This window comes from Streptomyces sp. NPDC088732 (genome assembly GCF_044751205.1).
GTDB lineage: Bacteria > Actinomycetota > Actinomycetes > Streptomycetales > Streptomycetaceae > Actinacidiphila.
On the sequence record NZ_JBIVLI010000009.1, the window covers coordinates 288,528 to 312,689 of the forward strand.

At 73.1% G+C, this 24,162-nt stretch carries 17 protein-coding genes and 1 pseudogene; 13 read left to right on the forward strand and 5 right to left on the reverse strand.

Going from position 1 to position 24,162, the window contains the following annotated elements:
• Nucleotides 1–2: 2 nt before the first annotated feature.
• The 3 genes and pseudogenes from ACIP9H_RS17940 to ACIP9H_RS17950 form a co-directional block, all read left to right on the forward strand.
• Nucleotides 3–191 (forward strand): DUF4244 domain-containing protein, encoded by a 189-nt coding sequence (locus tag ACIP9H_RS17940; protein WP_360913224.1) that lies wholly within the window; start codon nucleotides 3–5, stop codon nucleotides 189–191.
• Nucleotides 178–555 carry a TadE family type IV pilus minor pilin gene (locus ACIP9H_RS17945; RefSeq protein WP_401591569.1) on the forward strand — a complete coding sequence of 126 codons (378 nt, stop codon included), beginning with the start codon at nucleotides 178–180 and terminating at the stop codon, nucleotides 553–555. The genes ACIP9H_RS17940 and ACIP9H_RS17945 overlap by 14 nt, the downstream gene beginning before the upstream one ends.
• Nucleotides 552–803, forward strand: a pseudogene (locus ACIP9H_RS17950) (Rv3654c family TadE-like protein); the annotation flags it as partial. The gene ACIP9H_RS17945 and the pseudogene ACIP9H_RS17950, both read left to right, overlap by 4 nt.
• Before the next feature lie 62 nt (nucleotides 804–865).
• Here ACIP9H_RS17950 and ACIP9H_RS17955 read toward each other — a convergent pair.
• Nucleotides 866–3,271, reverse strand: a complete 2,406-nt coding sequence (locus ACIP9H_RS17955) for a DEAD/DEAH box helicase (protein ID WP_401959723.1) — start codon at nucleotides 3,269–3,271, stop codon at nucleotides 866–868.
• A 135-nt stretch (nucleotides 3,272–3,406) separates the two neighbouring features.
• Here ACIP9H_RS17955 and bldG point away from each other — a divergent pair, with 135 nt between their 5' ends.
• From bldG to ACIP9H_RS17980, 5 genes are all read left to right on the forward strand, one after another.
• Nucleotides 3,407–3,748, forward strand: coding sequence for an anti-sigma factor antagonist BldG (bldG, locus tag ACIP9H_RS17960; protein WP_018562186.1), 342 nt, complete (start codon nucleotides 3,407–3,409; stop codon nucleotides 3,746–3,748).
• An 84-nt stretch (nucleotides 3,749–3,832) separates the two neighbouring features.
• Nucleotides 3,833–4,360, forward strand: a complete 528-nt coding sequence (locus ACIP9H_RS17965; RefSeq protein WP_401591565.1) for an ATP-binding protein — start codon at nucleotides 3,833–3,835, stop codon at nucleotides 4,358–4,360.
• Nucleotides 4,361–4,755: 395 nt separating this feature from the next.
• Nucleotides 4,756–7,176 carry a sodium-translocating pyrophosphatase gene (locus ACIP9H_RS17970; protein ID WP_401959726.1) on the forward strand — a complete coding sequence of 807 codons (2,421 nt, stop codon included), beginning with the start codon at nucleotides 4,756–4,758 and terminating at the stop codon, nucleotides 7,174–7,176.
• A gap of 185 nt (nucleotides 7,177–7,361) precedes the next feature.
• Nucleotides 7,362–7,928 (forward strand): small secreted protein, encoded by a 567-nt coding sequence (locus tag ACIP9H_RS17975; protein WP_401959727.1) that lies wholly within the window; start codon nucleotides 7,362–7,364, stop codon nucleotides 7,926–7,928.
• 46 nt (nucleotides 7,929–7,974) lie between these two features.
• Entirely contained in the window at nucleotides 7,975–9,501 is a 1,527-nt protein-coding gene (locus tag ACIP9H_RS17980) for a methyltransferase (protein ID WP_401959729.1), read from the forward strand.
• 62 nt (nucleotides 9,502–9,563) lie between these two features.
• On the opposite strand, the gene ACIP9H_RS17985 is transcribed toward ACIP9H_RS17980, so the two are convergent.
• The 3 genes from ACIP9H_RS17985 to ACIP9H_RS17995 form a co-directional block, all read right to left on the reverse strand.
• Entirely contained in the window at nucleotides 9,564–9,827 is a 264-nt protein-coding gene (locus tag ACIP9H_RS17985; protein ID WP_401591557.1) for a TM2 domain-containing protein, read from the reverse strand.
• Nucleotides 9,828–9,979: 152 nt separating this feature from the next.
• Nucleotides 9,980–10,390, reverse strand: coding sequence for a DUF2752 domain-containing protein (locus ACIP9H_RS17990; protein WP_401591555.1), 411 nt, complete (start codon nucleotides 10,388–10,390; stop codon nucleotides 9,980–9,982).
• 8 nt (nucleotides 10,391–10,398) lie between these two features.
• Nucleotides 10,399–10,827 carry an NINE protein gene (locus ACIP9H_RS17995; protein ID WP_401591553.1) on the reverse strand — a complete coding sequence of 143 codons (429 nt, stop codon included), beginning with the start codon at nucleotides 10,825–10,827 and terminating at the stop codon, nucleotides 10,399–10,401.
• Between the two features lie 256 nt (nucleotides 10,828–11,083).
• Here ACIP9H_RS17995 and ACIP9H_RS18000 point away from each other — a divergent pair, with 256 nt between their 5' ends.
• The 5 genes from ACIP9H_RS18000 to ACIP9H_RS18020 all read left to right on the forward strand — a co-directional run bounded on the left by ACIP9H_RS18000 (nucleotide 11,084) and on the right by ACIP9H_RS18020 (nucleotide 22,072).
• On the forward strand, nucleotides 11,084–11,284 hold the full coding sequence (locus ACIP9H_RS18000) for a hypothetical protein (RefSeq protein ID WP_401591551.1): 201 nt from the start codon (nucleotides 11,084–11,086) through the stop codon (nucleotides 11,282–11,284).
• A 161-nt stretch (nucleotides 11,285–11,445) separates the two neighbouring features.
• Nucleotides 11,446–14,298, forward strand: a complete 2,853-nt coding sequence (gene topA, locus ACIP9H_RS18005) for a type I DNA topoisomerase (RefSeq protein ID WP_401591549.1) — start codon at nucleotides 11,446–11,448, stop codon at nucleotides 14,296–14,298.
• Nucleotides 14,299–14,410: 112 nt separating this feature from the next.
• A complete protein-coding gene (tmk, locus tag ACIP9H_RS18010) occupies nucleotides 14,411–17,449 on the forward strand; it encodes a dTMP kinase (protein ID WP_401959732.1) in 3,039 nt (1,012 codons plus the stop codon).
• 617 nt (nucleotides 17,450–18,066) lie between these two features.
• On the forward strand, nucleotides 18,067–21,306 hold the full coding sequence (locus tag ACIP9H_RS18015) for a BTAD domain-containing putative transcriptional regulator (protein WP_401959734.1): 3,240 nt from the start codon (nucleotides 18,067–18,069) through the stop codon (nucleotides 21,304–21,306).
• Between the two features lie 67 nt (nucleotides 21,307–21,373).
• Nucleotides 21,374–22,072, forward strand: a complete 699-nt coding sequence (locus ACIP9H_RS18020; protein WP_401959736.1) for a DsbA family oxidoreductase — start codon at nucleotides 21,374–21,376, stop codon at nucleotides 22,070–22,072.
• Here the strand turns inward: ACIP9H_RS18020 and ACIP9H_RS18025 are convergent.
• Nucleotides 22,069–24,057 carry a sigma-70 family RNA polymerase sigma factor gene (locus tag ACIP9H_RS18025; RefSeq protein WP_401959738.1) on the reverse strand — a complete coding sequence of 663 codons (1,989 nt, stop codon included), beginning with the start codon at nucleotides 24,055–24,057 and terminating at the stop codon, nucleotides 22,069–22,071. The two genes, ACIP9H_RS18020 and ACIP9H_RS18025, sit on opposite strands and share 4 nt — an antisense overlap.
• Between the last annotated feature and the right edge of the window lie 105 nt (nucleotides 24,058–24,162).

Below are 24,162 nucleotides of genomic sequence, written 5' to 3' on the forward strand. Positions count from 1 at the left end.
TCATGCGATTTCTGAGGAAGCTCGCGCGCCGCTGCAGGACCGGCGAGAGCGGGATGACGACGGCCGAGTACGCCGTCGGCACCCTGGCCGCCTGCGGGTTCGCCGCCGTGCTCTACAAGGTGGTCACCTCCGGCGTGGTGAGCGAGGCGCTCGGCGGGCTGATCAAGCGGGCCCTCGATGTGGCGTTCTAGGCGGGCCCGGGACGGCGGCTACGTCACCGCCGAGGCCGCCGTCGTCATCCCGTCGCTGGTGCTCCTGACCGCGATGCTGCTGTGGGGACTCGCGGCCGCCGCCGCGCAGATCCGGTGCGTCGACGCCGCGCGGGCCGGGGCCCGCGCGGCGGCCCGGGACGAGCCGGAGGGTGCCGTACTGGCGGCCGCGCGGTCGGCGGCACCCGCCGGTGCCGGCGTCGCGGTCCGGCGGGGCGACGGCCTGGTCCGGGTGACCGTCGAGGCCCGTTCGCTCTCCTTGACGCTCCACGGCGAGGCGGTCGCCGCCGTCGAGGGGCAGGAAGGGCGGCAGGCACCCGCCGGGCAGCCGGGGGAGACGCCATGAGGCCCGGCAGGGACCGGGGCTCGGCCACGGTGTGGGCGACGCTGCTGGGCGCCGTCCTGGTCCTCGCGGCCTGCGCGGTGCTCGCCCTGGCAGCCGCGATCACCGCCCGGCATCGCGCGGGGGCCGCCGCGGACCTCGCCGCCCTCGCCGCGGCCGACCACGCCCTGCGCGGTGGTGAGGCGGCCTGCGCCCTCGCCGCGAGGGTCGCCGCGGCGCAGCACGCCCGTCTGGTGCGCTGCGCGGTGACCGGTGAGATCGCCGACGTCACGGCCGCCGTGGGGCCCGCGGAGGTCCGGTCCCGGGCCGGGCCTCAGGACTCCGCGGGCGGCTCGCCGCCGTCGTCGGCGCCCGTGCCGGGCTCGTCACCAGTGGTGGCCAGGAGCACGTCCAGGACGCGCACCGCGGCCGCCTTGTCCAAGGGGTCGTTGCCGTTGCCGCACTTGGGGGACTGCACGCACGAGGGGCAGCCGAACTCGCACTCGCAGGACGCGATCGCCTCACGGGTCGCGGTCAGCCAGGTCCTGGCAGTGCGGAAGGCGCGTTCGGCGAAGCCCGCGCCACCCGGATGGCCGTCGTACACGAAAACGGTCGGCAGCCCGGTGTCCGGGTGCAGCGGCACGGAGACACCGCCGATGTCCCAGCGGTCGCAGGTGGCGAAGAGCGGCAGCAGGCCGATGGAGGCGTGCTCGGCGGCGTGGAGGGCGCCGGGCAGCTCCTCGGGGTGGACGGCCGCCGCGTCCAGCTGATCGTCGGTGAGCGTCCACCACACGGCGCGGGTGCGCAGCGTACGGGGCGGGAGGTCGAGCTTGCTCTCGCCCAGGACCTCGCCGGTGATCAGCCGGCGGCGGAGGAAGGAGACGACCTGATGGGTGACCTCGACGGAGCCGAAGTGGAGGCGGGCCTCGCCCCACTCCTCCACCAGGTCCTCGTCGAGCACGGCGATCGAGGTGGTGTCGCGGGCCATCGTCGAATACGGCGGATCGGCCTCCTGGACCAGCGCGACCGACTCCTCCAGGTCCAGTTCGCGGACCAGGTAGGTGCGGCCCTGGTGCAGGTGCACCGCGCCCTGGTGGACGGTGGTGTGCGCGGCGCCCGCGTCGACCGTGCCCAGCAGGCGGCCCGTGCCGGCCTCGACGACCTGGACGGGCTTGCCGCCCTCGCCCCGGATGTCCGTGAGGTCGGCGGCCCGCTCCCGGCGCGTCCAGTACCAGCCGCCGGCCCGGCGGCGCAGCAGCCCGCGGCGCTCCAGCTGGGGCAGCAGGACGGCCGCCTCGGGGCCGAAGAGTTCCAGGTCGGCCTCGGTCAGCGGGAGCTCCGCGGCGGCCGCGCACAGGTGCGGGGCCAGCACGTACGGGTTGTCCGGGTCCAGCACGGTCGACTCCACCGGACGGCGGAAGAGGGCGTCCGGGTGGTGGACCAGATACGTGTCCAGGGGGTCGTCACGGGCGATCAGCACGGCCAGGGCCCCCTGCCCGGCGCGCCCCGCCCGGCCCGCCTGCTGCCACAGGGACGCCCGCGTACCCGGGTACCCGGCCAGGAGCACGGCGTCGAGCCCGGAGACGTCCACACCCAGCTCCAGGGCCGTTGTGGACGCCAGTCCGAGCAGCCGCCCGGAGTGCAGCTCGCGCTCCAGGGCGCGCCGCTCGTGCGGGAGGTAGCCGCCGCGGTAGGCCGCGACACGCCGGGGCAGGGAGCGGTCGATCTCGGCGAGCCGTTCCTTGGCGATCACGGAGATCAGCTCGGCGGCGCGCCGGGAGCGGACGAAGGCCACCGTGCGCGTGCCGTCCAGGACGAGGTCGGTCAGCAGGTCGGCGGCCTCGGCGGTCGCCGTGCGCCGCACCGGCGCGCCGTGCTCGCCGCTCAGTTCGGTGAGCGGCGGCTCCCACAGCGCGAAGGCCAGTTCGCCGCGCGGGGACGCGTCCTCGGTGACCTCGGCCACCGGGACGCCGGTCAGGCGGGTGGCCGTCGCACCGGGGTCGGCGGCGGTCGCCGACGCCAGGAGGAAGACCGGATCCGCCCCGTACCGGGCGCAGACACGCCGGAGCCGGCGTATGACCTGGGCGACGTGCGAACCGAAGACACCGCGGTAGGTGTGGCACTCGTCGATCACCACGTAGCGCAGCTGCTTGAGGAAGGAGGCCCAGCGCGAATGGCCCGGGAGGATCCCCAGATGGAGCATGTCGGGGTTGGTGAGCACATAGGTCGCGTACTGGCGGACCCACTCGCGCTCCTCGAACGGCGTGTCGCCGTCGTAGACCGCCGCGCGGACGGCCTTGCCGAGCGGGGCCGCGAGATCGGCCACGGCGCGCCGCTGATCGGCCGCCAGGGCCTTCGTGGGGGCCAGGTAGAGCGCGGTGGCCCCGCGGCCGTTCGGGGCCTCGGAGCCGTCCATGAGGGCGCTCAGGACCGGCACGAGGTACGCCAGGGACTTCCCGGAGGCCGTCCCCGTGGAGACCACGGCCGACCTGCCCGCGAGCGCGTGCGCGGCGACCTGGGCCTGGTGCTCCCAGGGCCGGTCGATGCCGGCCAGCCGGACGGCGTCGATCACTTCCCCGCGGATCTGATCAGGCCAATCGGCATGGCGACCCACCCTCGGGGGCAAGTGCTCCGTATGGGTGATGCGCGCGGCCCTGCCCACCCCCGACGCCAACCGCTCCAGGAGAGCGCGGGGGGAGGTGCGGCCGTGCGCCGACTGCGGAAGATGATCCTGAGCCATCGGCACTCAGTGTGTCACTGGCATGACGGACAATCGCCGTAAGGCGTCGTGCATGCCCGCTGGTAAGTGATTGAATGCCATCGCGGCTGCCGATCCATGGGGGGCGACCGCTCGATGCAAGGTGCTGGAGGATCCGTGGACCTGTCCCTGTCGACTCGAACCGTCGGCGACCGTACGGTCGTCGAGGTCGGCGGCGAGATTGATGTGTACACCGCACCCAAGCTGCGTGAGCAGCTGGTTGAACTCGTGAACGACGGCAGCTACCACCTGGTCGTGGACATGGAAGGCGTGGACTTCCTGGACTCGACCGGGCTCGGTGTGCTCGTCGGCGGGCTCAAGCGGGTTCGCGCGCATGAAGGCTCGCTGCGCCTGGTGTGCAACCAGGAGCGCATTCTCAAGATTTTCCGTATCACCGGCCTGACCAAGGTGTTTCCCATTCACACCTCGGTCGACGAGGCCGTCGCGGCGACCGATTGACGGCCGACGCCGGACCGCGGGGCACCGGGCGACGCCGACGCCCGGGCCCCAGTGTTGCTTGCCCACAGGCACGAGGGGGAGGCCATGCCCACCGTTGAACTGCTCTTCAGCGCACTGCCGGAGCACGTCCGCACCGCACGACTGGTGGCGGCTGCGGTAGCCCGCAGGGCAGGGGTGGACGAGGCCGTCCTCGACGAGGTCCGGCTCGCCGTCGGTGAGGCGTGCAGCCGGGCCGTCAGCCTGCACCGCGGAAGCGGTGAGGACCGGCCCGTGCACGTGCGGCTCACCGAGGAGGAGAAGAAGTTCACCATCGAGGTCGGTGACAACGGCCCCGATCCCTCGGACGCCTCGGATCGCTCGGCCATCGGTTCCTCCGTCACCGGTTCGGACGCTTCCGGCGCCTCCGTTCCCGCGGCGCGCACCGACGGGCCCGCCGAACACCCGGTGCCGCATCCGGACGGCGTGGATTCCTCCGAGACCTCGGAGGCCGAGGACGAGAGCCAGATGGGTCTCGCCGTCATCAGCGGTCTCGTCGACGACGTCGAGGTCGTCTCCGGCGAGTACGGCGACGTCATTCGGATGAGCTGGCCGCTCAATCCGGTCGCGCTCTAGCGTTCCCGCCGCGGGCCGCCCTGTCACGGGCCCCGCGGCATTCCGGCGCCGCCGCGCGCATGTGTCGAACGGGCGTTCCGTGTCGCATCCGGAAACGCCCCGCGACGGCTGCCCGAACGCCTCCGCCGCAGGTCAGTGCGGCGGTCTCGCCGGCGTCCCGGTTCACTCTTCCTGTTGATCCACTTACCCGCGGACTGTTCACCTTTTCCGGTGATATCTGCGGGTGAGGGGCTTTGCTATTCCCTGGTGGCGGCGAAATTCGGTTCCTGCGCCCTGTTTTGATCTAGTTGGGCTCCCTACAATCCGTCCATCTTTGCTCAGCTCACAAGCCTGAGTGTCGCGGCTGCGAAGTCGCCGAAGCCGCGCGCCCATGTGCCAAACGTCAAGGAGGACGAATGGCGGGGCCACTTACCCCTCACCTGCAGGACATCGCTCAACCACTGGCCGCATCGCCCGTACTGACCGACGGAAACCGCAATCTGGTGATCGTCATCGCGGTGGTCGCCCTGGCCGCACTGGGCCTCGCCGTGGTGCTGGTCCGTCAAGTGCTCAGTGCCGACGAGGGCACCGACAGCATGAAGAAGATCGCCGCTGCCGTGCAGGAGGGGGCCAACGCCTATCTCGCACGGCAGTTCCGCACCCTGGGCGTCTTCGCGGTCGCCGCGTTCTTCCTGCTGATGCTGCTGCCCGCGGACAACCTGTCGCAGCGCATCGGCCGCAGTGTGTTCTTCCTGGTGGGCGCCGTGTTCTCGGCGATCACCGGCTACATCGGCATGTGGCTCGCGGTGCGCAGCAACGTCCGTGTGGCGGCAGCCGCCCGGGCCGCCACCCCGTCGGAGGGTGAGCCCGCGGCGGATCTCACGACCGTCTCGCACCGCGCCATGAAGATCGCCTTCCGTACCGGTGGCGTGGTCGGCATGTTCACGGTGGGTCTCGGCCTGCTGGGTGCCTCCGCCGTCGTCCTGCTCTACAAGGCCGACGCGCCCAAGGTGCTGGAGGGCTTCGGCTTCGGCGCCGCGCTGCTCGCGATGTTCATGCGTGTCGGCGGCGGCATCTTCACCAAGGCCGCCGACGTCGGTGCCGACCTGGTCGGCAAGGTGGAGCAGGGCATCCCCGAGGACGACCCGCGCAACGCCGCGACCATCGCGGACAACGTGGGCGACAACGTCGGCGACTGCGCGGGCATGGCCGCCGACCTGTTCGAGTCGTACGCCGTCACCCTGGTGGCCGCGCTGATCCTCGGCAAGGTCGCCTTCGGTGACTCGGGACTGGCCTTCCCGCTGCTGATCCCGGCGATCGGTGTGCTGACCGCCATGATCGGCATCTTCGCGGTGGCCCCCCGGCGCAAGGACCGCAGCGGCATGACCGCGATCAACCGCGGTTTCTTCGTGTCCGCCGTCATCTCGCTGGTGATGGTGGCCGTGGCGGCGTTCGCGTACCTGCCCTCGACGTACGCGGACCTGAAGAACGTGCCCGGCGACATCGCCTCGCACTCCGGTGACCCGCGCGTCCTCGCGCTGGTCGCGGTCGCCATCGGCATCGTGCTGGCCGCGCTCATCCAGCAGCTGACCGGCTACTTCACCGAGACCAGCCGCCGGCCCGTGCGCGACATCGTCAAGACCTCGCTCACCGGACCGGCCACCGTCATCCTGTCCGGCATCTCGATCGGCCTGGAGTCGGCGGTCTACTCGGCCGTGCTCATCGGCCTGTCGGTGTACGGCGCCTTCCTGCTGGGCGGCGCCTCGGTGTGGCTGGCGCTCTTCGCGGTCGCGCTGGCCGGTACCGGCCTGCTGACCACCGTCGGCGTGATCGTGGCGATGGACACCTTCGGCCCGGTCTCGGACAACGCGCAGGGCATCGCCGAGATGTCCGGGGACGTCCATGGCGAGGGCGCGCAGGTCCTCACCGACCTCGACGCGGTGGGCAACACCACCAAGGCCATCACCAAGGGCATCGCGATCGCGACCGCCGTCCTCGCGGCGACCGCGCTCTTCGGTTCCTTCAAGGAGGCCGTGGACACCGCCGTCCGGGACGCCAATGTCTCGGCGGGCGATCTGCGGTGGCTGGACCTGGACATCTCGCAGCCGAACAACCTGGTCGGGCTGCTGCTCGGCGCGGCTGTCGTCTTCCTCTTCTCCGGACTGGCCATCAACGCCGTGTCCCGGTCGGCCGGTTCGGTCGTCTTCGAGGTGCGCCGGCAGTTCCGCGAGCGGCCCGGGATCATGGACTACACCGAGCAGCCCGAGTACGGGCGCGTGGTCGACATCTGCACGAAGGACGCGCTGCGCGAGCTGGCCACGCCGGGTCTGCTCGCGGTGCTCGCCCCGATCGCGGTCGGCTTCTGCTTCGGCGTGGGCTCGCTCGGCTCGTACCTGGCCGGTGCCATCGCCGCGGGCACCTTGATGGCGGTGTTCCTCGCCAACTCCGGCGGCGCCTGGGACAACGCCAAGAAGATGGTCGAGGACGGCCACTACGGCGGCAAGGGCAGTGAGGCCCATGCCGCCACCGTCATCGGCGACACCGTCGGCGACCCGTTCAAGGACACCGCGGGCCCCGCGATCAACCCGCTGCTCAAGGTCATGAACCTGGTGGCGCTGCTGATCGCCCCGGCCGTCGTCAAGTTCTCCTACGGCGACGACGCCAGCGTCGGCGTGCGCGTCGGCGTCGCGGTGGTCTCGCTGGCGGTCATCGTCGGCGCCGTCTACATGTCCAAGCGCCGCGGTATCGCGGTCGGGGACGACGACGTCGACGACAAAGGCGGGGACTCCGGGTCCGCCAAGCGATCAGCCGACCCGTCCGCGACGGCGGCCGTCTGACGCGCAGTGAGCTGAATCCGGCACGAACCGTGCGGGCGCGGCGGGCGTCATCCACAAGGATGGCGCCCGCCGCCCGCATTCGCGTCAGATCCCTCACCCTCTTTCTGGTTCATATGGGTCATTGATCGACATATCGTGCGGAGCGGATATGGTCCGTGGGCACGGGCCGTGTAGGTTCCCGGGCCGTGAAGAAGAAACTCGCGGCCGCACTGCCCGCTACGGTTCTGATCCTGGCGACGGGGACGCTGGCGGGATGCGGTGACAACGGCAACGAAGAGCTCGACACCTGGGCGAAGACGGTCTGCACCCAGGCAGCCACCCAGGTGAAGCAGATCAACGACGCCAACACGAAGATCAGCAACACTCCGAGCAACGGCAAGCCGATCGAGGTCAGGCGGGCCGACTCCAGCGCGTTCCAGCAGATCTCGGACGCCTACCGGCAGCTGGCGCAGATCGTGAACAAGGCTGGGGACCCGCCTGTCGACAACGGCGCCCAGCTCAGGAAGGACGCGGTCGGCGACCTCGACTCGCTGTCCACCTCGTACGCAAACCTGCGCCGGCAGATGGACAAGATCCCGGTCAACGACCAGGCGAAGTTCGCCGACGGCCTCAAGGGCGTCTCCGACAACCTCGCCAAGGTCAGCAAGAGCGGTGAGCAGGCACTCGACACACTCCGCAAGGGCGAGGTCGGCCAGGCCATGGCGAAGCAGCCCGGCTGCCAGGAGTCCGGCTCCGCCCCGGCGAGTTCCTGAGCGCGCGAGGGCGGGTGAGCGACCCGCCGGGGGTGACAATGGCTGCGTGAGTACGCAGCCGCCCCCGCCGCCCCTGCCCGCCCCCGACAGCGCCCCTCTCCTCAGGGACGCCCTGCGTGCCGCCGCCTTCACGGCGGACGGCTGCCTGGACCTGCTCGGCGCGACGGCCTACGCGGCCCTGTCGCGCGCCGAGACCGTGCCCGCCCTGCGCGCCACGCGCGGCGGCAGCCCGCTGGAGAGCCTGGTGCGGCTCTTCCTGCTCCAGCAGCCCGTCCCGTACGGCCGGCTGCGCGACGTGCTCCCGCTCGACGCCGCCGTCGCCGGCGGCTGGCTGGTGCGGGACGGCGACGAGGTGCGGGCCACGGTCGACGTACGCCCGTACGGGGGTGACGACGGCGAGGACTGGTGGATCGTCTCCGACCTCGGCTGCGCCGTGGGCGGGTCGCGGGGCGTGCGCGGCATCGGCACGGCGCCCGGCGTGGACCGGGCGGACCTGGTGCTCGGCGTGGGCGGTGCGTCCACCACGCTGGCCGGGATCACCGTGCGCAGGTCCGTGGCGAACGCGCTCGACCTGGGCACCGGCTCCGGCATCCAGGCGCTGCACGCCTCACGCCACGCCACCCGGGTCACCGCGACGGACCTCAACCCGCGCGCCCTGCACTTCACCCGGCTCACCCTCGCGCTGTCCGGTGCCCCGGAGCCCGATGTGCGGCAGGGCAGCCTGTTCGAGCCGGTCGGCGACGAGCGCTTCGACCTGATCGTGTCCAACCCGCCGTTCGTCATCTCGCCCGGCGGCCGCTTCACCTACCGCGACGGCGGCATGGCCGGTGACGACCTGTGCCGCACCCTCGTCCAGCAGGCCGGCGACCACCTCACCGAGGGCGGCCACCTCCAGTTGCTCGCCAACTGGGAGCACACCGAGGGCGAGGACTGGCGGGACCGCGTCGCCTCCTGGGTGCCGCGCGGCTGCGACGCGTGGATCGTGCAGCGCGAGGTGCAGGACCCCGCGCAGTACGCCGAGTTGTGGCTGCGCGACGGCGGCGACCACCTGGCGGGCGCGGAGGAGTACGCGGCCCGCTACGACGCCTGGCTCGACGCTTTCGAGCAGCGCAAGACCAAGGGCGTCGGCTTCGGCTGGATCACGGTGCGCAAGTCCGGCTCGGACCGGCCCGTGGTGGTCGCGGAGGAGTGGCCGCACCCCGTGGAGCAGCCGCTCGGCCCGCACATCGAGGCGTGGTTCGGCCGCCAGGACTTCCTGCGGGGCCATGACGACGCGGCTCTGCTGGACGCCCGTTTCCGGCTGGCGGACGAGGTGGTGCAGGAGCAGGTGGGCATGCCCGGTGCCGAGGACCCCGAGCACGTCGTGCTGCGTTCGCAGCGCGGCATGCGGCGCGCGACCCGGGTCGACACGGTGGGCGCGGGCTTCGCGGGCGTCTGCGACGGCACGCTGTCGGCCGGCCGGATCCTGGACGCCATCGCCCAGTTGCTCGGTGAGGACCCGGTGGTGCTGCGGGACCGTACGCCGGAGGCGATCCGGCTGCTGGTGGAGCAGGGCTTCATCAAGCCGGTGTGATCTGTGCGAACGGCCCGCGTCCGCAGGCGGACGCGGACGCGGGCCGTACGGCGGCGGAGTGATCAGCCGCGCAGGACGCGGCCCTTGGCGTCGGTGCGGTCGTTGCTGGTGAAGAAGAGGATCGCGTCGATCAGCGACCAGATGCCGCAGCCGCCGAGGGTGACGAGCTGGCCGATGGCCATGCCGGTGTGGCCGGTGTAGAAGCGGCCGATGCCCAGACCGCCCAGGAACAGCTGCAGCAGGCCGGCGGTCACCTTGGACTTGTCGGACAGCGGGCGGCCGGCCTGGTCGAAGCCGAACGGGGCGTCAGGGGTGGGCGTAGCCATGGGACGTGCTCCTTGCGCATGGGGACGTACTGGCAGGAGCGCACGCATCATCGGATCCGGCCCCCCGCCGCGGATGAGCCACATCCAAGCATCGAATTCGCACATCTGCCCCAGTGGTCAACAGACGTCACGAAAACGTGATCACCGCGTTGTCATACCGCGTTACGTACGACGCCCCAGGCCAGGGCCACGGCGAGCACCGCGATCTGGCCGCGGGGGTGGAGTTCGGGGTGGTACGAGCGCCCCCGCAGGCCCTCGACCACCCACCGGACGTAGAGATAGAGGCCGACCGGGCTCGCGATCAGGAGCAGGCGGTTGTCGTGGAAGGCCGCGGTGAGGTCGCCGTGCATCAGGTCGTAGACCATGCGCGTCGCCCCGCAGGCCGGGCAGAGCAGCCCCGTCGCCCAGTTGAGGGGGCATCGGGGCAGCCAGTGGCCGTGTTCGTGGGGGTCGGTGCCCCACAGGTACGCGGCGCCGGCGATGCCGGCGGCCAGCGACGCCAGCGGGGCCGCGGCCGGTCGTCCGGCCACGGCCTTGAGGCGGTGCAACGTCATGGAGGTCATCGTCGTCCTCAGCTGCGCAGCAGGCGGCCCTGCGAGTCGGTGCGGTCGTTGCTGGTCAGGTAGAGGATGCCGTCGATCAGCGACCAGATGCCGAACCCGCCGCAGGTGAGGAGCTGGGCTATGCCGATGCCGACGTCGCCCACGTAGAAGCGGCCGATGCCGAGGCCGCCGAGCAGCAACTGCAGCACCCCCGCGACGACCTTGGACTTGTCCGACAGCGGGCGGCCGTACGGGTCGTACCCGTAGGGCGCGTTGGGGTCGCCGGTGTAACCGCCCTGCTGCGGGTAGCCGTAGGCGGGCTGCTGGTAGCCGCCCTGCTGCGGGTAGCCGTACCCGGGTTGCTGGCCGTAGGGGCCGGGGCCGGCTGCCGGCGGCTGCTGCGGATAGCCGTAACCGTCCTGCTTGGGCTGGCCGTACGGGTTGTTCGGGTCGGACATCTTCGGGCTCCCCCTACGAGAAGACGGTCTGTGTTTCCGCCATCTTGTCAGCCACGTCAAGAACGTCAGGGCGGGTGCGGCGGGTGCGGGGGAGCGTGCGGGGAGCGCGGAGCGGCGGACGGGAGCGAAAGGATCCGGCCAGTTCGCCGGGCCGTGAGTTCACCGCGGATTGGCCCGGTGGACCCCGGGGCGTGCGATTCTCCGGGTCGGGGCGGGTGTCCGCCCGACCGGGTGGACACAGGAGGTGCGGGAAGTCATGGACATGGAAACCGTGCCGGGAGCCTTCGCCGGAGCGGTGTTCGCGCTCTTCGGCGCGGCCCTGCTGGTCTGGACGGTCACCCGCGCCGTGCGCGACGAGCCGGTGACGCCGGGAGCCGGCACGCTGGGCACGGCCGTGGCCGGTTTTTTCGCGATCGGTTCGCTGTTCGTCGGGGTCTGGCTGTTCCTGACCCTCTGAGCTGGACAAAACGGGCATGGCTGGCAGTCCGTGCGGCAGACAGGACGCTTGTCGGGTTACCGTTCGAGTGGCGTTGCGGACTTTTCCCGTTTGACACGGGACCGGGATGTACGGTCACACTCCGCAGCGAGACCACCTTCGACCCGGAGAGAAGAGCGAAGTTGTCCCCGACCCGCGACACCGCAGAGGGCGGCGGCCGCCGACTCGTCATCGTCGAGTCGCCGGCCAAGGCGAAGACGATCAAGGGCTACCTCGGCCCTGGCTATGTCGTCGAGGCCAGCGTCGGGCACATCCGCGACCTCCCGAACGGGGCCGCCGAAGTGCCGGCGGAGTACAAGGGCCAGCCGTGGGCGCGGCTCGGCGTGAACGTCGACAGCGAGTTCCAGCCGATCTACGTTGTCAACGCCGACAAGAAGGCCCAGGTCAGGAAGCTCAAGGACCTGCTGAAGGAGTCCGACGAACTCCTGCTCGCCACCGATGAGGACCGCGAGGGCGAGGCCATCGCGTGGCACCTGCAGGAAGTCCTCAAGCCCAAGGTCCCGGTCCGCCGGATGGTCTTCCACGAGATCACCAAGGACGCCATCCAGGAAGCCGTCCGCAACCCGCGCGAGCTGAACCAGACCCTCGTCGACGCCCAGGAGACCCGCCGCATCCTCGACCGCCTCTACGGCTACGAGGTCTCGCCGGTCCTGTGGAAGAAGGTCATGCCGCGTCTGTCGGCCGGCCGAGTGCAGTCCGTGGCCACCCGGCTCGTCGTCCAGCGCGAGCGCGAGCGCATCGCCTTCCGCTCCGCCGAGTACTGGGACCTGTCGGCCACCTTCGCCACCGGCCGGACCGGTGACGCCACCGACCCCGGCGCCTTCGGTGCCAAGCTCAGCTCCGTCGACGGCAAGCGCGTCGCCCAGGGCCGCGACTTCGGGTCGACCGGGCAGCTCCGCGAGGGCGCCGGCGTCCTGCACCTGGACGAGGCCGCCGCCCGCGCGCTCGCCGCCGCCCTGGAGGGCGCGGCCTTCTCGGTCCGCTCGGTCGAGTCCAAGCCGTACCGCCGCTCGCCGTACGCGCCCTTCCGCACCACGACCCTGCAGCAGGAGGCCAGCCGCAAGCTCGGCTTCGGCGCCAAGGCCACTATGCAGGTCGCCCAGAAGCTGTACGAGAACGGCTTCATCACCTACATGCGTACGGACTCCACCACGCTGTCGGAGACCGCGATCAGGGCCGCCCGCGCCCAGGTCACCCAGCTGTACGGCGCGGACTACCTGCCGGACAAGCCCCGCGTCTACGCGGGCAAGGTCAAGAACGCCCAGGAGGCGCACGAGGCGATCCGCCCCTCGGGTGATCGTTTCCGCACGCCGGCCGAGACCGGTCTGACCGGTGACCAGTATCGCCTGTACGAGCTCATCTGGATGCGCACCGTCGCCTCCCAGATGAAGGACGCGGTCGGCCAGTCCGTGACCGTCAAGGTCGGCGGCCGTTCCTCCGACGGCCGCGACGCCGAGTTCTCCGCGTCCGGCAAGATCATCACCTTCCACGGCTTCATGAAGGCCTACGTCGAGGGCGCCGACGACCCGAACGCCGAGCTCGACAGCAGCGAGCGCCGGCTGCCCGCCGTCGCCCAGGGCGACGCCCTCACCGCGCGGGACATCACCGCCGACGGCCACGCCACCAAGCCCCCGGCCCGCTACACCGAGGCCTCGCTGGTCAAGGAGCTGGAAGAGCGCGAGATCGGCCGTCCGTCGACCTACGCCTCGATCATCGGCACCATCCTCGACCGCGGCTACGTGTTCAAGAAGGGCACCGCCCTGGTGCCGTCCTTCCTCTCGTTCGCCGTCGTCGGCCTGCTGGAGAAGCACTTCGGCCGGCTGGTCGACTACGACTTCACCGCCCGCATGGAGGACGACCTCGACCGCATCGCCCGCGGCGAGGCCCAGGCCGTGCCGTGGCTGCGCCGCTTCTACTTCGGCGAGGGCGACGGCCCCGAGGCCGTCGGCGGCGCCGCCGACGCCGGCAACGGGGACGGCGACCACCTCGGCGGCCTCAAGGAACTCGTCGAGGACCTCGGCGCCATCGACGCCCGCGAGGTCTCCTCCTTCCCGGTCGGCAACGGCATCGTGCTGCGCGTCGGCCGCTACGGCCCGTACGTGGAGAAGGCCGGCGAGGTCGAGGGCGAGACCGGGCAGCGCGCCGACGTCCCCGACGACATGCCGCCGGACGAGCTGACCGTCGAGCTCGCCGAGGAACTGCTGGCCAAGCCCAGCGGCGACTTCGAGCTGGGCGCCGACCCGGAGACCGGCCGCCAGATCGTCGCCAAGGACGGCCGCTACGGCCCGTACGTCACCGAGATCCTTCCCGAGGGCACCCCGAAGACCGGCAAGAACGCGGTCAAGCCGCGCACCGCCTCCCTCTTCAAGTCGATGTCCCTCGACACGGTGACGCTCCAGGACGCGCTGAAGCTGATGTCGCTGCCGCGCGTCGTGGGCGCCGACGCCGAAGGCGTCGAGATCACCGCACAGAACGGCCGCTACGGCCCGTATCTGAAGAAGGGCACCGACTCGCGCTCCCTGGAGACCGAGGACCAGCTCTTCACGATCACCCTCGACCAGGCCCTCGCGATCTACGCCCAGCCCAAGGTGCGCGGCCGCGCCGCCGCCAAGCCCCCCCTGAAGGAACTGGGCACCGACCCGGTCAGCGAGCGCCCCGTCGTTGTCAAGGACGGCCGCTTCGGCCCGTACGTCACCGACGGCGAGACCAACGCCACGCTGCGCCGTGACGACGACGTCGAGACGATCACGCCCGAGCGCGGCTACGAGCTGCTCGCCGAGAAGCGGGCCAAGGGCCCCGCCAAGAAGACGGCGAAGAAGGCGCCCGCGAAGAAGACCACCGCGGCGAAGAAGACGACGACGGCGAAGAAGACGACGGCCGCGACGGCCGCCAAGAAGACCGCGGCCAAGAAGACGGTGGCCAAGAAGACCGCCGCCAAGAAGACGACGGCCGCGGCGAAGAAGACCGCGGAATAGCCCCCGGGGAACCGGCGGCGGCGGAATCCGGCCCGCCGCCGGTTGTCACGGCCTTTCAACGGTCGTGACGGGCGCCCGTCACGCGTGCGGCCGCTGCCGATAGGCTGGCCAGATGACGCGATCCGAGCTGCCGACGGACACGTTCGCCGACGACCTCGCCGCCGACTCGCGGGAACGCGCGGTCGGGGCGCTGCTGAAGATCCCGCCGCTGCGCAAGCTGTGGGGTGCCCAGCTGACGGGTGCCGTCGCCGACCGCCTCGCCCTGCTGGTGCTGGTGGTGCTGACGGTGCAGGCCGCCGTCGCCACCCAGACCTTCGGCGACGGCTACCGCGGTGCGGCCTTCGCCGTCGCGGCGGTCTTCGGCGCCCGGCTGCTCGCCACGCTGCTGTTCGGCGCGGCCCTGCTGGGCCCGCTGGGCGCCCTCACCGGGCCGCAGGGACCGCTCGACCGGCGCTGGACCATGATCGGCTCGGACGTCCTGCGGGTCGCCCTCCTCATCGTGGCCCCGCTGTGGATCACCTGGGTGCCCGACGACGCCGGCGCCTGGCTGCTCGTGACCGTCTTCGTCACCGGTGTCGCCGAACGCCTGTGGACGGTCGCCAAGGACGGCGCCGCCCCCGCGCTGCTGCCCGCCCCGGCGCCGGGCGCAGGAACGGTACGGCCGCTGCCCGACCACCTCGACGCGCTGCGCCGGCTCGACCTGCGGACCGGCTTCGTCGCCTTCCCGCTGGCCGCCGCGGCCCTCGTTGTCATCACCCTGATCGGCAACCTCATCGCGGTCGGCGTCGACTGGTTCTCCCTCCACCAGGTCGCCCTCGGCTCGTACGTCGCCGCCGGGCTGTTCGCCGCGTCCCTCGCCGTCCTGTACTTCCTGGAGCTGCCCGGCGGCCAGTCCGCCCCGCTCCACTCCCCGCTGCAGGGGCTGCGGCTGGCGGACCGCGGGCGCACCGGGTCCATCCCGGTGCTGGTCCTCGGCACCGCCACCGTCGCCGGGGCCGTCGCGGCCTCCGTCGGCCTCGCCGTCCTGCACGCCTCCGACCTCGGCGGCGGCCCGGTCGGCTACGGCCTGCTCGTGCTCGCGCTCACCGCCGGCCCGGTGATCGGCATCCGCCTCGCCCCGCGCATCCTGCCCGGCCTGTCCCGGCGCCGCCTGCTGGCGATCTCCGTCGCCGTCACGGGCCTCGCGCTGCTGCTCGCCGGCATCGTCCCGGACGCCACCACCGTGCTGCTGCTGGCCCTGCTCGCCGGCGTCGCGGCCGGCGTCGTCGCCAACACCGGCCACACCCTCATCGACCAGGAGAGCGAGGAGTCCCGGCGCGGCCGGGCCACCGACCACCTCCACGCCGTCACCCGGCTCCTCATGGCCCTCGGCGTCGTCGCCGCGCCCCTGCTCGCCGCCGGCATCGGCCCGCACCGCGTCGAGAACGGCCACTTCACCTTCGACCACGGCGGCGCCGCCTACACGCTGATGCTCGTCGGCGCACTGCTGCTGCCCGTCGCGGCCCTCGTCCTCGGCAAGGCCGACGACCGCCAGGGCGTCCCCCTGCGCCGCGACCTCCGCGAGGCGTTGCGCGGCGGCGACCCCGCCCAGGCGCCCGCGCCCGCCGGCTTCTTCATCGCCGTCGAAGGCGGCGACGGGGCCGGCAAGTCCACCCAGGTCGAGGCGCTCGCCGACTGGATCCGCGCCAAGGGCCACGAGGTCGTCGTCACCCGCGAGCCGGGCGCCACGGCCGTCGGCAAGCGCCTGCGGTCCATCCTGCTGGACGTCTCCAGCGCCGGCCTGTCGCACCGCGCCGAGGCCCTGCTCTACGCCGCCGACCGGGCCGAGCACGTCGACACCGTCGTACGCCCCGCCCTGGAGCGCGGCGCCGTCGTCCTCTCCGACCGCTACATCGACTCCTCCGTCGCCTACCAGGGCGCCGGACGCGACCTGGCCCCGACCGAGATCGCCCGCATCTCCCGCTGGGCCACCGACGGCCTCGTCCCGCACCTCACCGTGCTGCTCGACGTCTCCCCGGAAGCCGCCCGCGAGCGCTTCACCGAGGCCCCCGACCGGCTGGAGTCCGAGCCCGCCGAGTTCCACGCGCGCGTCCGCGCGGGATTCCTCACGCTCGCCGCCGCCGACCCGGCCCGCTACCTCGTGATCGACGCCGCGCAGGAGCCCGAGGCGGTCACCACGGTGATCCGTCACCGGCTCGACGAGATCCTCCCCCTGTCGGAGAAGGAGATCGAGGCCCGCGAGGAGGCCCGCCGCGCCGCCGAGGAGGAAGCCCGCCGCCTCGCCGAGGAGGAGGCCGCCCGCAAGGCCGAGGAAGAGCGGCTCGAACGCGAACGCCAGGCCCAGCTGGAGAAGCTCCGCCAGGAAGAGGAGGAGCGCCGCCGCCTCGACGAGGAGGCCGCCCGCCGCGCCGCCGAGGAGGCCGCCGCGGAAGAGGCGCGCCACCGCGCGGAGGAGGCCCGCCGCCTCGCAGAGGAGGAGCGGGTCCGCCGCGAGGCCGAGGAGCGCATCCGCCGCGAGGAACAGGAACGCCTGCGCCGCCAGGCCGACGAGGAGGCACGCCTGCGTGCCGAGGCGGAGGAACGCCGCCTCGAGCGCCAGCGGAAGGCCGAGGAGGCCCTGCTGCGGGCGGAGGAGGCGCGGCTCGCCGCCGAGGACACGACGGTGACGGTCGAGACCCCGACGCCGCGGCCGGCTGCGCCGGCGGGACCGAACGCGCCTGCCGGGCCTGCTGCGCCTGCCGCGCCTGCTGCTTCTGAGGCGCGGGCGGCCGATGACGAGACGGCCGTTCTGCCGGCGGTACCGGCTGCGCCGGACGCCACGGAGACTGCCGTGCTGCGGGCCGTTCCCGCCGAGCCGGATGTCGCGGAGACCGCCGTGCTGCGGCCCGTCCGCGCGGACGACGAGACGGCGGTCATCCCGCCCGTCCGGCCGGACGCGCGCGTGCCCTCCGACTTCTTCCGTCCGGAGGACGACGGGAACGAGCGGACGCGCGAGCTGCCTGCGGTGCCCGAGGCGGGGGCGGAGGCGAAGCCGAGGCGGCCGAGGCCTTCGTGGGCGGAGGAGACGCCGCTGGACGATTTGCCGACGTTGGCGGACGAGCTGCTGGGTCCTCGGGAGGACGACGACCCCGACCCGCGTCGCCGCCCCTGACGCTTCGCGTCCGGTCCGGTCAGGTTTTTTCCCCGCCCTCCCGCCCGTGCGCCCGGCGCGGTAAGTGCGGGCCTCGCGCTCTGTTCGTTGTGGGGTCGGCGCCGCTCCGGAGTCCTCCCCCAACCTTCGGCCGGGGGGACCCCCACGGCGCTCGCGGGTTACCCCTGCAATTCGTGTACCGCGGTCGCCGCTCGTCCCTCCCCCAGCTACCGCTGGGAGGTGCCCCCAGCGGGCGGACCCCGGCGCACCCCCTCCCGAGGTCGTTGGGGCGACTGACGGCCGGTGGGGGTTCGGTGAGGCACTTGCGGTGACCCCGGACCGCCTCCTCGCCCACCCTCCGGGGATCAGGCGCTTGACGAGACCTGAGGGGGCGGGGTCGGAGGGGTGGCGTTCTGGACACTGGAGCATATTTGGGTGCACAACCCGGAGCGATCAATCCGAGTACCTGAGGCACCTAAATGTGCTGTCCAGAATGGCAGCCCCGGAGGGCCCGCACCCGGCCCCCCAACGACTTGCGTCGGGGCGCCCAGACCTTGCCGGGCACACGGGCGGGCGGGCGGGGAGGACACCCGGGAAACGGCGGAGCCAAAGGCCCGGGGGATCGGGAGAATGGCCACGTGCGGTACCTGATACTCGGCGCTACAGAGGTGCGCAGCCTCACTGATGCGCCCGTCCCCCTGGGCAGTGGGAAGCGCCTGCGCGCCCTGCTGGCCGCTCTGGCGCTGCGCGCCCCGCACCCGGTGTCGCCGGAGGCGCTGATCGCGGAGGTGTGGGGCGGGGAGGGCGACGACCCCCCGCAGGATGCCGCGGGCGCCCTGCAGGCGCTGGTGTCGCGTCTGCGCCGCGCCCTCGCGGACAGCGGGGACGGCAAGGAGACGGTCACGTCGGGCCCGGGTGGATACCGCCTGGTGGTGGCGTCCCCGGAGGACGTGGACCTGAACGTGTTCGAGCGTCTGGCGCGTGAGGGTGCTGCCGCGCTGGAGGCCGGCGATGCCGAGGGCGCCGCGGACGTCCTGGGCCGGGCGCTCGCGCTGTGGCGGGGTCCGGCGCTGGCGGATCTGCCGGACCGGGGCGCGGCCGCGGCCCGGCTGGGGGCGTTGCGGCTGACCGCGACGCACCACCGCATCGAGGCGTTGCTGGCGCTGGGCCGCGCGGCGGAGGTGCTGCCGCAGGTGCGGGGGCTGGTGGCGGAGCATCCGCTGCACGAGCCGTTCCGGGCGCAGTGGATCCGCGCGCTGCGCGCGACGGGCCGTCCGGCGGACGCGCTGGGGGCGTACGAGGAGTCCCGGCGCACGCTCGCCGAGCGTCTCGGTACCGACCCGGGCCCGGAACTGCGGTCGCTGCACGCCGAGTTGCTGTCCGCGGAGAGGGCCGAGCCCGCACCGGCGCCGCCCGCGCCCCGCGCGGGGAACCTGCGGGCCCGGCTGACCAGTTTCGTGGGCCGGGAGACCGAACTCGTCGCGCTCCGCAGGAGTCTGGTGGAGGGCCGGCGGCGCCTGGTGACGCTGACGGGCCCGGGCGGTGCGGGCAAGACGCGGCTGTCGCAGGAGGCCGCGCAGGCCGTGGAGGCGTCCGGGGCCTATCCGGACGGTGTGTGGCTGGCGGAGCTCGCACCGCTGGAGCATCCGGAGGCCGTGCCGGACGCGGTGCTGAGCGCGGTCGGGCGCCGTGACACGGCGGTGCTGGCGGCGGCCCGGGAGGTGCGCGGTGTGCCCGACGCGGATCCGACGGCGCGGCTGCTGGAGTTCTGCGCGCAGCGCCGCCTCCTGCTGGTCCTGGACAACTGCGAGCACGTTGTGGAGGCCGCCGCCGCGCTCACCGACCGGCTGCTGGCCGCGTGCCCGGGGGTGACGGTGCTGGCCACCAGCCGGGAGCCGCTGGGGCTGCCGGGCGAGGCGCTGCGTCCGCTGGAGCCGCTGCCGCTGCCGACCGCGCGCCGGTTGTTCGTGGAGCGCGCGGCCGCGGTGCGTCCCGGGTTCGACGCCTCCCGGGACCACACGGAGGCCGTGGACGAGATCTGCCGCCGCCTGGACGGCCTGCCGCTGGCGATCGAGCTGGCGGCGGCGCGGCTGCGAGTGCTGTCGACGCGTCAGATCGCCGACCGGCTCGACGACCGCTTCCGGCTGCTGACCGGCGGCAGCCGTACCGCGCTGCCGCGCCAGCAGACGCTGCGGGCGGTCGTCGACTGGAGCTGGGACCTGCTCAGCGGACCGGAACGGACCGCGCTGCGCCGCCTCAGCGTCTTCGCGGGCGGCTGCACTCTGCCGGCGGCCGAGGCGGTGTGCGGCGAGGACGCGCTGGAGCTGATCGGGCAGCTGGCCGACAAGTCCCTGATCGTGGTCGAGCACGGCGTGGACGAGGTGCGCTACCGGCTCCTGGAGACGATCCACGAGTACGCCGCCGAGCGCGCCGCCGCGGACCCCGGTGACCGGGCGGCGGCCGCGGCGCGGCACACCGCGTACTGGCTGGAGTTCACCGGTGCCGCGGACCTCGGCATGCGCGGCCCTGAGCAGTTGGTGTGGGCCGCGCGGGTGGAGGCGGACCTCGACAACGTCCGTGCCGCGCTGGACCGCACCATCGTGGCGGGCGGTCACGAGGACGCGATCGCGCTCGTGCTGAACATGGGCTGGTTCTGGTGGCTGCGCAACTACCGCGACGAGGCGACGACGTGGATCGAGCGGCTGATGGAGGCCACCGATCTCCCCGAGGACCGCGACGCCCCCGGCTTCTGGCCGCGGATGAATCTGCGGCTGCTGCACCTGTTCGTCGTCAGCGACACGGTGGCACGCGAGGTGATCCAGGGCCCGGCGATGCTGGAGCTGGCGCGTCGCGTCGTCGCCGCCTACGAGGAGCCGAGCCCGCAGTCGGCGCGTTTCCCCGGCATGCTGTGGCCGTTCGCCGACTACATCATGGGCCGCCACGACAGGATCAAGGAGCACGCGGACGCGATGGTCGCCTGCTGCCGCCGGTTCGGCGGCGACTGGGAGCTGGCGGCAGCGCTGATGTTCCGTACGCACATCACCATCGACCTGCCGGGGGGCCTCGCCCACGCCGACGAGGACTGGCCGGAACTGCTGGAGCTCAGCGAGCGGATCGGCGACCGCTGGATGCGCGCCCAGGTGTGCGAGGCCGGTGCCGAGATGGCCCTGGCCTACGGCGACTACCCGGCCGCGCAGGCGGACCTGGAGGAGGCGCTGCGGTACGGCTCGGAACTGGGCGCGCATGTGGAGGGCATCTTCGTCCGGTCCCGGATGGGCGAGCTGGCGTACCGCTCAGGGGACGACGAGCGGGCCGAGAAGCTGCTGCTCCAGGCGGCCGAGGAGGCCGAGCAGTACGGGGTGTGGGACGCCCGCGCGTACATCAGGGTGCTGCTGGCGCAGATCGCGCTGCGGCGCGACGAGGTCGTGCGTGCCCGGGAGCTGAGCGAGCTGGCCCGGGGCGAGGGCAGCATGGGCACGCCGCCACCGGACTTCGAGCTGCTCTGCGAGAGCCTGGCCGCCCGGGTCCTGGCCGCCGAAGGCGATCCCGCCGGGGCCCTGGCGGGGCTGGCGACAGCGGTCCGTGCCGGGGTCGGCGGGTACTGCGCGGAGATCCGGCTGGCGGCTGTGGTCGAGTACGGCGCCGAGGTGCTCGTCGCCCTCGGCGACCCGGTCCGTGCCGCCCTGCTGCACGGTGCGGCGGACGGACTACGGAACGGGCTGCCGCGTCCGGTCCCGGAGGCGGAGGGCGTCCGTGCCGTCGAGGCCGCGGCCCGCGCGGCGCTGGGCGGCACCGTCTACGAGACGACCCGCGCCCGGGGGCACGAGCTGGGCGGCATGGGGGCGTACGACGTGATGAACGAGGCGATCGCCGCCTAGCGGGCGGGATTGCCGGGGGTGGCCGGCGCGTTGCATCTTTGAGCTTTCAACCGATGATGGAGTGCGCATGAAGGTCGAGATCTACAGCGACATCGCCTGCCCCTGGTGCTATGTGGGCAAGCGCCGTTTCGAGCGTGCGCTGGCCGCGTTCCCGCAGGCCGCTCAGGTCGAGGTGGTCTACCGGCCGTTCCAGCTGTCGCCGGAGAAGTCCGGGACCCCCGAGCCGCACCGCGAGTACCTGAGCGCGCGCTTCGGCCCGCAGGCGACCGCGATGGACGCCCGGTTGGAGGAGCTCGGCCGCGCCGAGGGCCTGGCGTTCGACTTCGACCGCGCCATCGAGAACAACACGCTCCTCGGCCACCGCCTGCTGTGGCACGCCCTCACCGTCTACGGCCCGGCGGTGCAGGCCGCGCTCAAGGACCGGCTGCTCGTCGCGCACTTCGCCGAGGGCGCCGACGTCGGCGACCGCGAGACGCTGGCGTCGCTGGCCGCGGAGGCCGGGCTCGACCGCGACCGGGCGGCCGCGTTCCTCGCGGGCGACGAAGGCCGCGAGGAGGTGCTCGCCGAGATCGACGAGGCCCGCACGATCGGTGTGAACGCCGTGCCCACGTTCGTCTTCGAGGGCAAGTGGGCCGTCCAGGGCGGCCAGGAGACCTCCACGTTCCTGCGCGTCCTGGAGCAGGTGGCGCAGGAGACGGGCACCGCCCCCGTCGCGGACGACGCCGCCGCGTGTGCCGACGGCGCCTGCGAGGTTCCGGCCTCCTAGCCGCAGCTGAGCCGCGCGTCCGCCCAGTCGGCGACGTTCGCCAGGTGCAGGCGGCGGGACGGTTCGACGACCAGGCGGATCGTCTTGTAGCCCGCGATCGGCACATGGACGGGCACGCCCGGGTCACCGCCGTGGATCACCTGGGAGCGCCAGAGCCGTGTGTCGTCGCCGTAGACGGAGAAACGCGCGGCGCCGAGGCCCAGGGCGAGGTCGTCGATGCCGGCGACCGCGTCGTAGGAGGTGCAGGGGCGGTTGAGCAGGATCGTGACCGAGGACGGGGCGGCGACGGTGACGCCGCCCGCGTACGAGGTGCCGTCGATGCCGAGGCGCCAGCGCTGCCACATCCAGTCGCCGAGGCGGATCACGGGCCGGTCCGACGCGCCCGGGGCGCCGTAGCCCAGCCGGTTGAGCGGGAAGAGCCGGGGCTCCGGCGGCGGGGCCGGCTTCGTGGTGCTCGGGGCGGGGGTCGGGGTGGGTGTCGGTGTCTGCGGGGGCGTCGGTGTCGGTGTCGGTGTCGGCGTGGGCTCCACGGTCGGCGCCGGGGTGGGTGTGGGTGTGGGGGTCACCTCGGGGGTGACGCTCGGCCGGACGGCCGGCTTCGGGGTGGGGAGCGGAGCCTGCGCGCGCGGCGGCCGCGAGGCCGGGGGCGGCGACGCCTTCGAGGGGGTGGGGCTCGGCGTGGGCAGTGGCACCACCGGGGCGGCCGCCGGTTGCCGGTGCGCCTGCGGCTTCGGCTGCGTGTCGGTGCCGGACAGGGCGATCGCGACGGCCACCCCGGCCGCGGCGACGACCACACCCGTGGCGACGGCGATCTTCAGCGGAAGACTGGCTCCCTCGGCCGCCGCGGCACCACCGGCTCCCGCGCCGGCGCCGCCTGCGGCACCCGCACCCGCGGCCGCCGCGCCCGCTCCCGCGCCCACCGCGGCTCCCACGGCGGCGGCACCGGCCGCCTTGACGGCGTACGAGGCGGCGAACCACCCGATGACCGCCACGGGCAGCAGGCCCTTGAGCGCCGCGTTCACGTCCGCCAACTCGGCTGCCGCGAGGCGGCACTTGGCGCACTCCTCCAGATGCTTGCGCAGTTCCCGGTCGGCCCGCATCCGCAGGCCGCCGCGGGCGTGGGCGCCCAGCCGGTCGGCGTACTGGGCGCAGGAGCCCTCGGCGGTGAGCGACGCGGAGACGTGAGCCTGGAGATACGCCTGGCGCAGCCCTTCGCGCGCCCGGTGGGCCAGCACCGCCGTCGCGTTCGCGGTGAGTCCGAGCAGGGGCGCGACCTGGCTGGGCGACTCCTCCTCGACCGCGGTGTGCCAGAGCACCGCCTGCCAGCGTTCGGGCAGCGTGCGGAACGCCTGCATGGCCAGCGACCGTTCGGCGACCTGCATGGCGCGTACGTCCGCGCCGAGGTCCGTGGTGTCGCCCGTTGTGCCGGACCCGGCGGCCGACACCGCGAACACCGCGAAGTCGTCGACCAGTTGCTCGCGCCTGGCGCTGCCCGTCCAGGACGCGGCGACGCGGCGCACGGTGGTCAGCAGATAGGCGCGGACAGCCGCGTCGGGGCCGCTGCCGCCGCGGATCGCCTGGAGGGTGCGGGCGAAGACCTCGCCGGTGAGGTCCTCGGCGGTGTGCGTGTCGCGGCAGCAGCCGCGCGCGTAGCGGCGTACGGCGGCGGCGTGGCGGCGGTACAGCTCCTCGTACGCGCTGTCGTCCCCGCCGCGCACCCGCGCGACGAGATCGGCGTCGGACACGGGCGAGTCCGCGGCGGCGGCGTCCGCCGGACCGGGCTCCTTCGCCCGCGGGGTGGGCATCTCCACGGTCGGCGGGTCGTCCGGCACCCGGTCGTCGGGTGCCCGGCTGCCCGGGACGGGGGCCTCACGGCGGCCGGCCAGCGGCTCCCGCTGGCCCGGCACACGGCCGGGGGACTGCTCCTCGCCGGACTCCGATCCCGCCTCCGGGGCGGGCTCCGGCTCCCCGTTTCCTTCATCCACGGGCGTAAGAGTGGCACACCCGTCGCTTCCGGCGACCGGTCAAACATCAGAACCACCCGTCCGGGGAGTTTTCACTCCCCGGACCGCACACCATCACCCGGACGG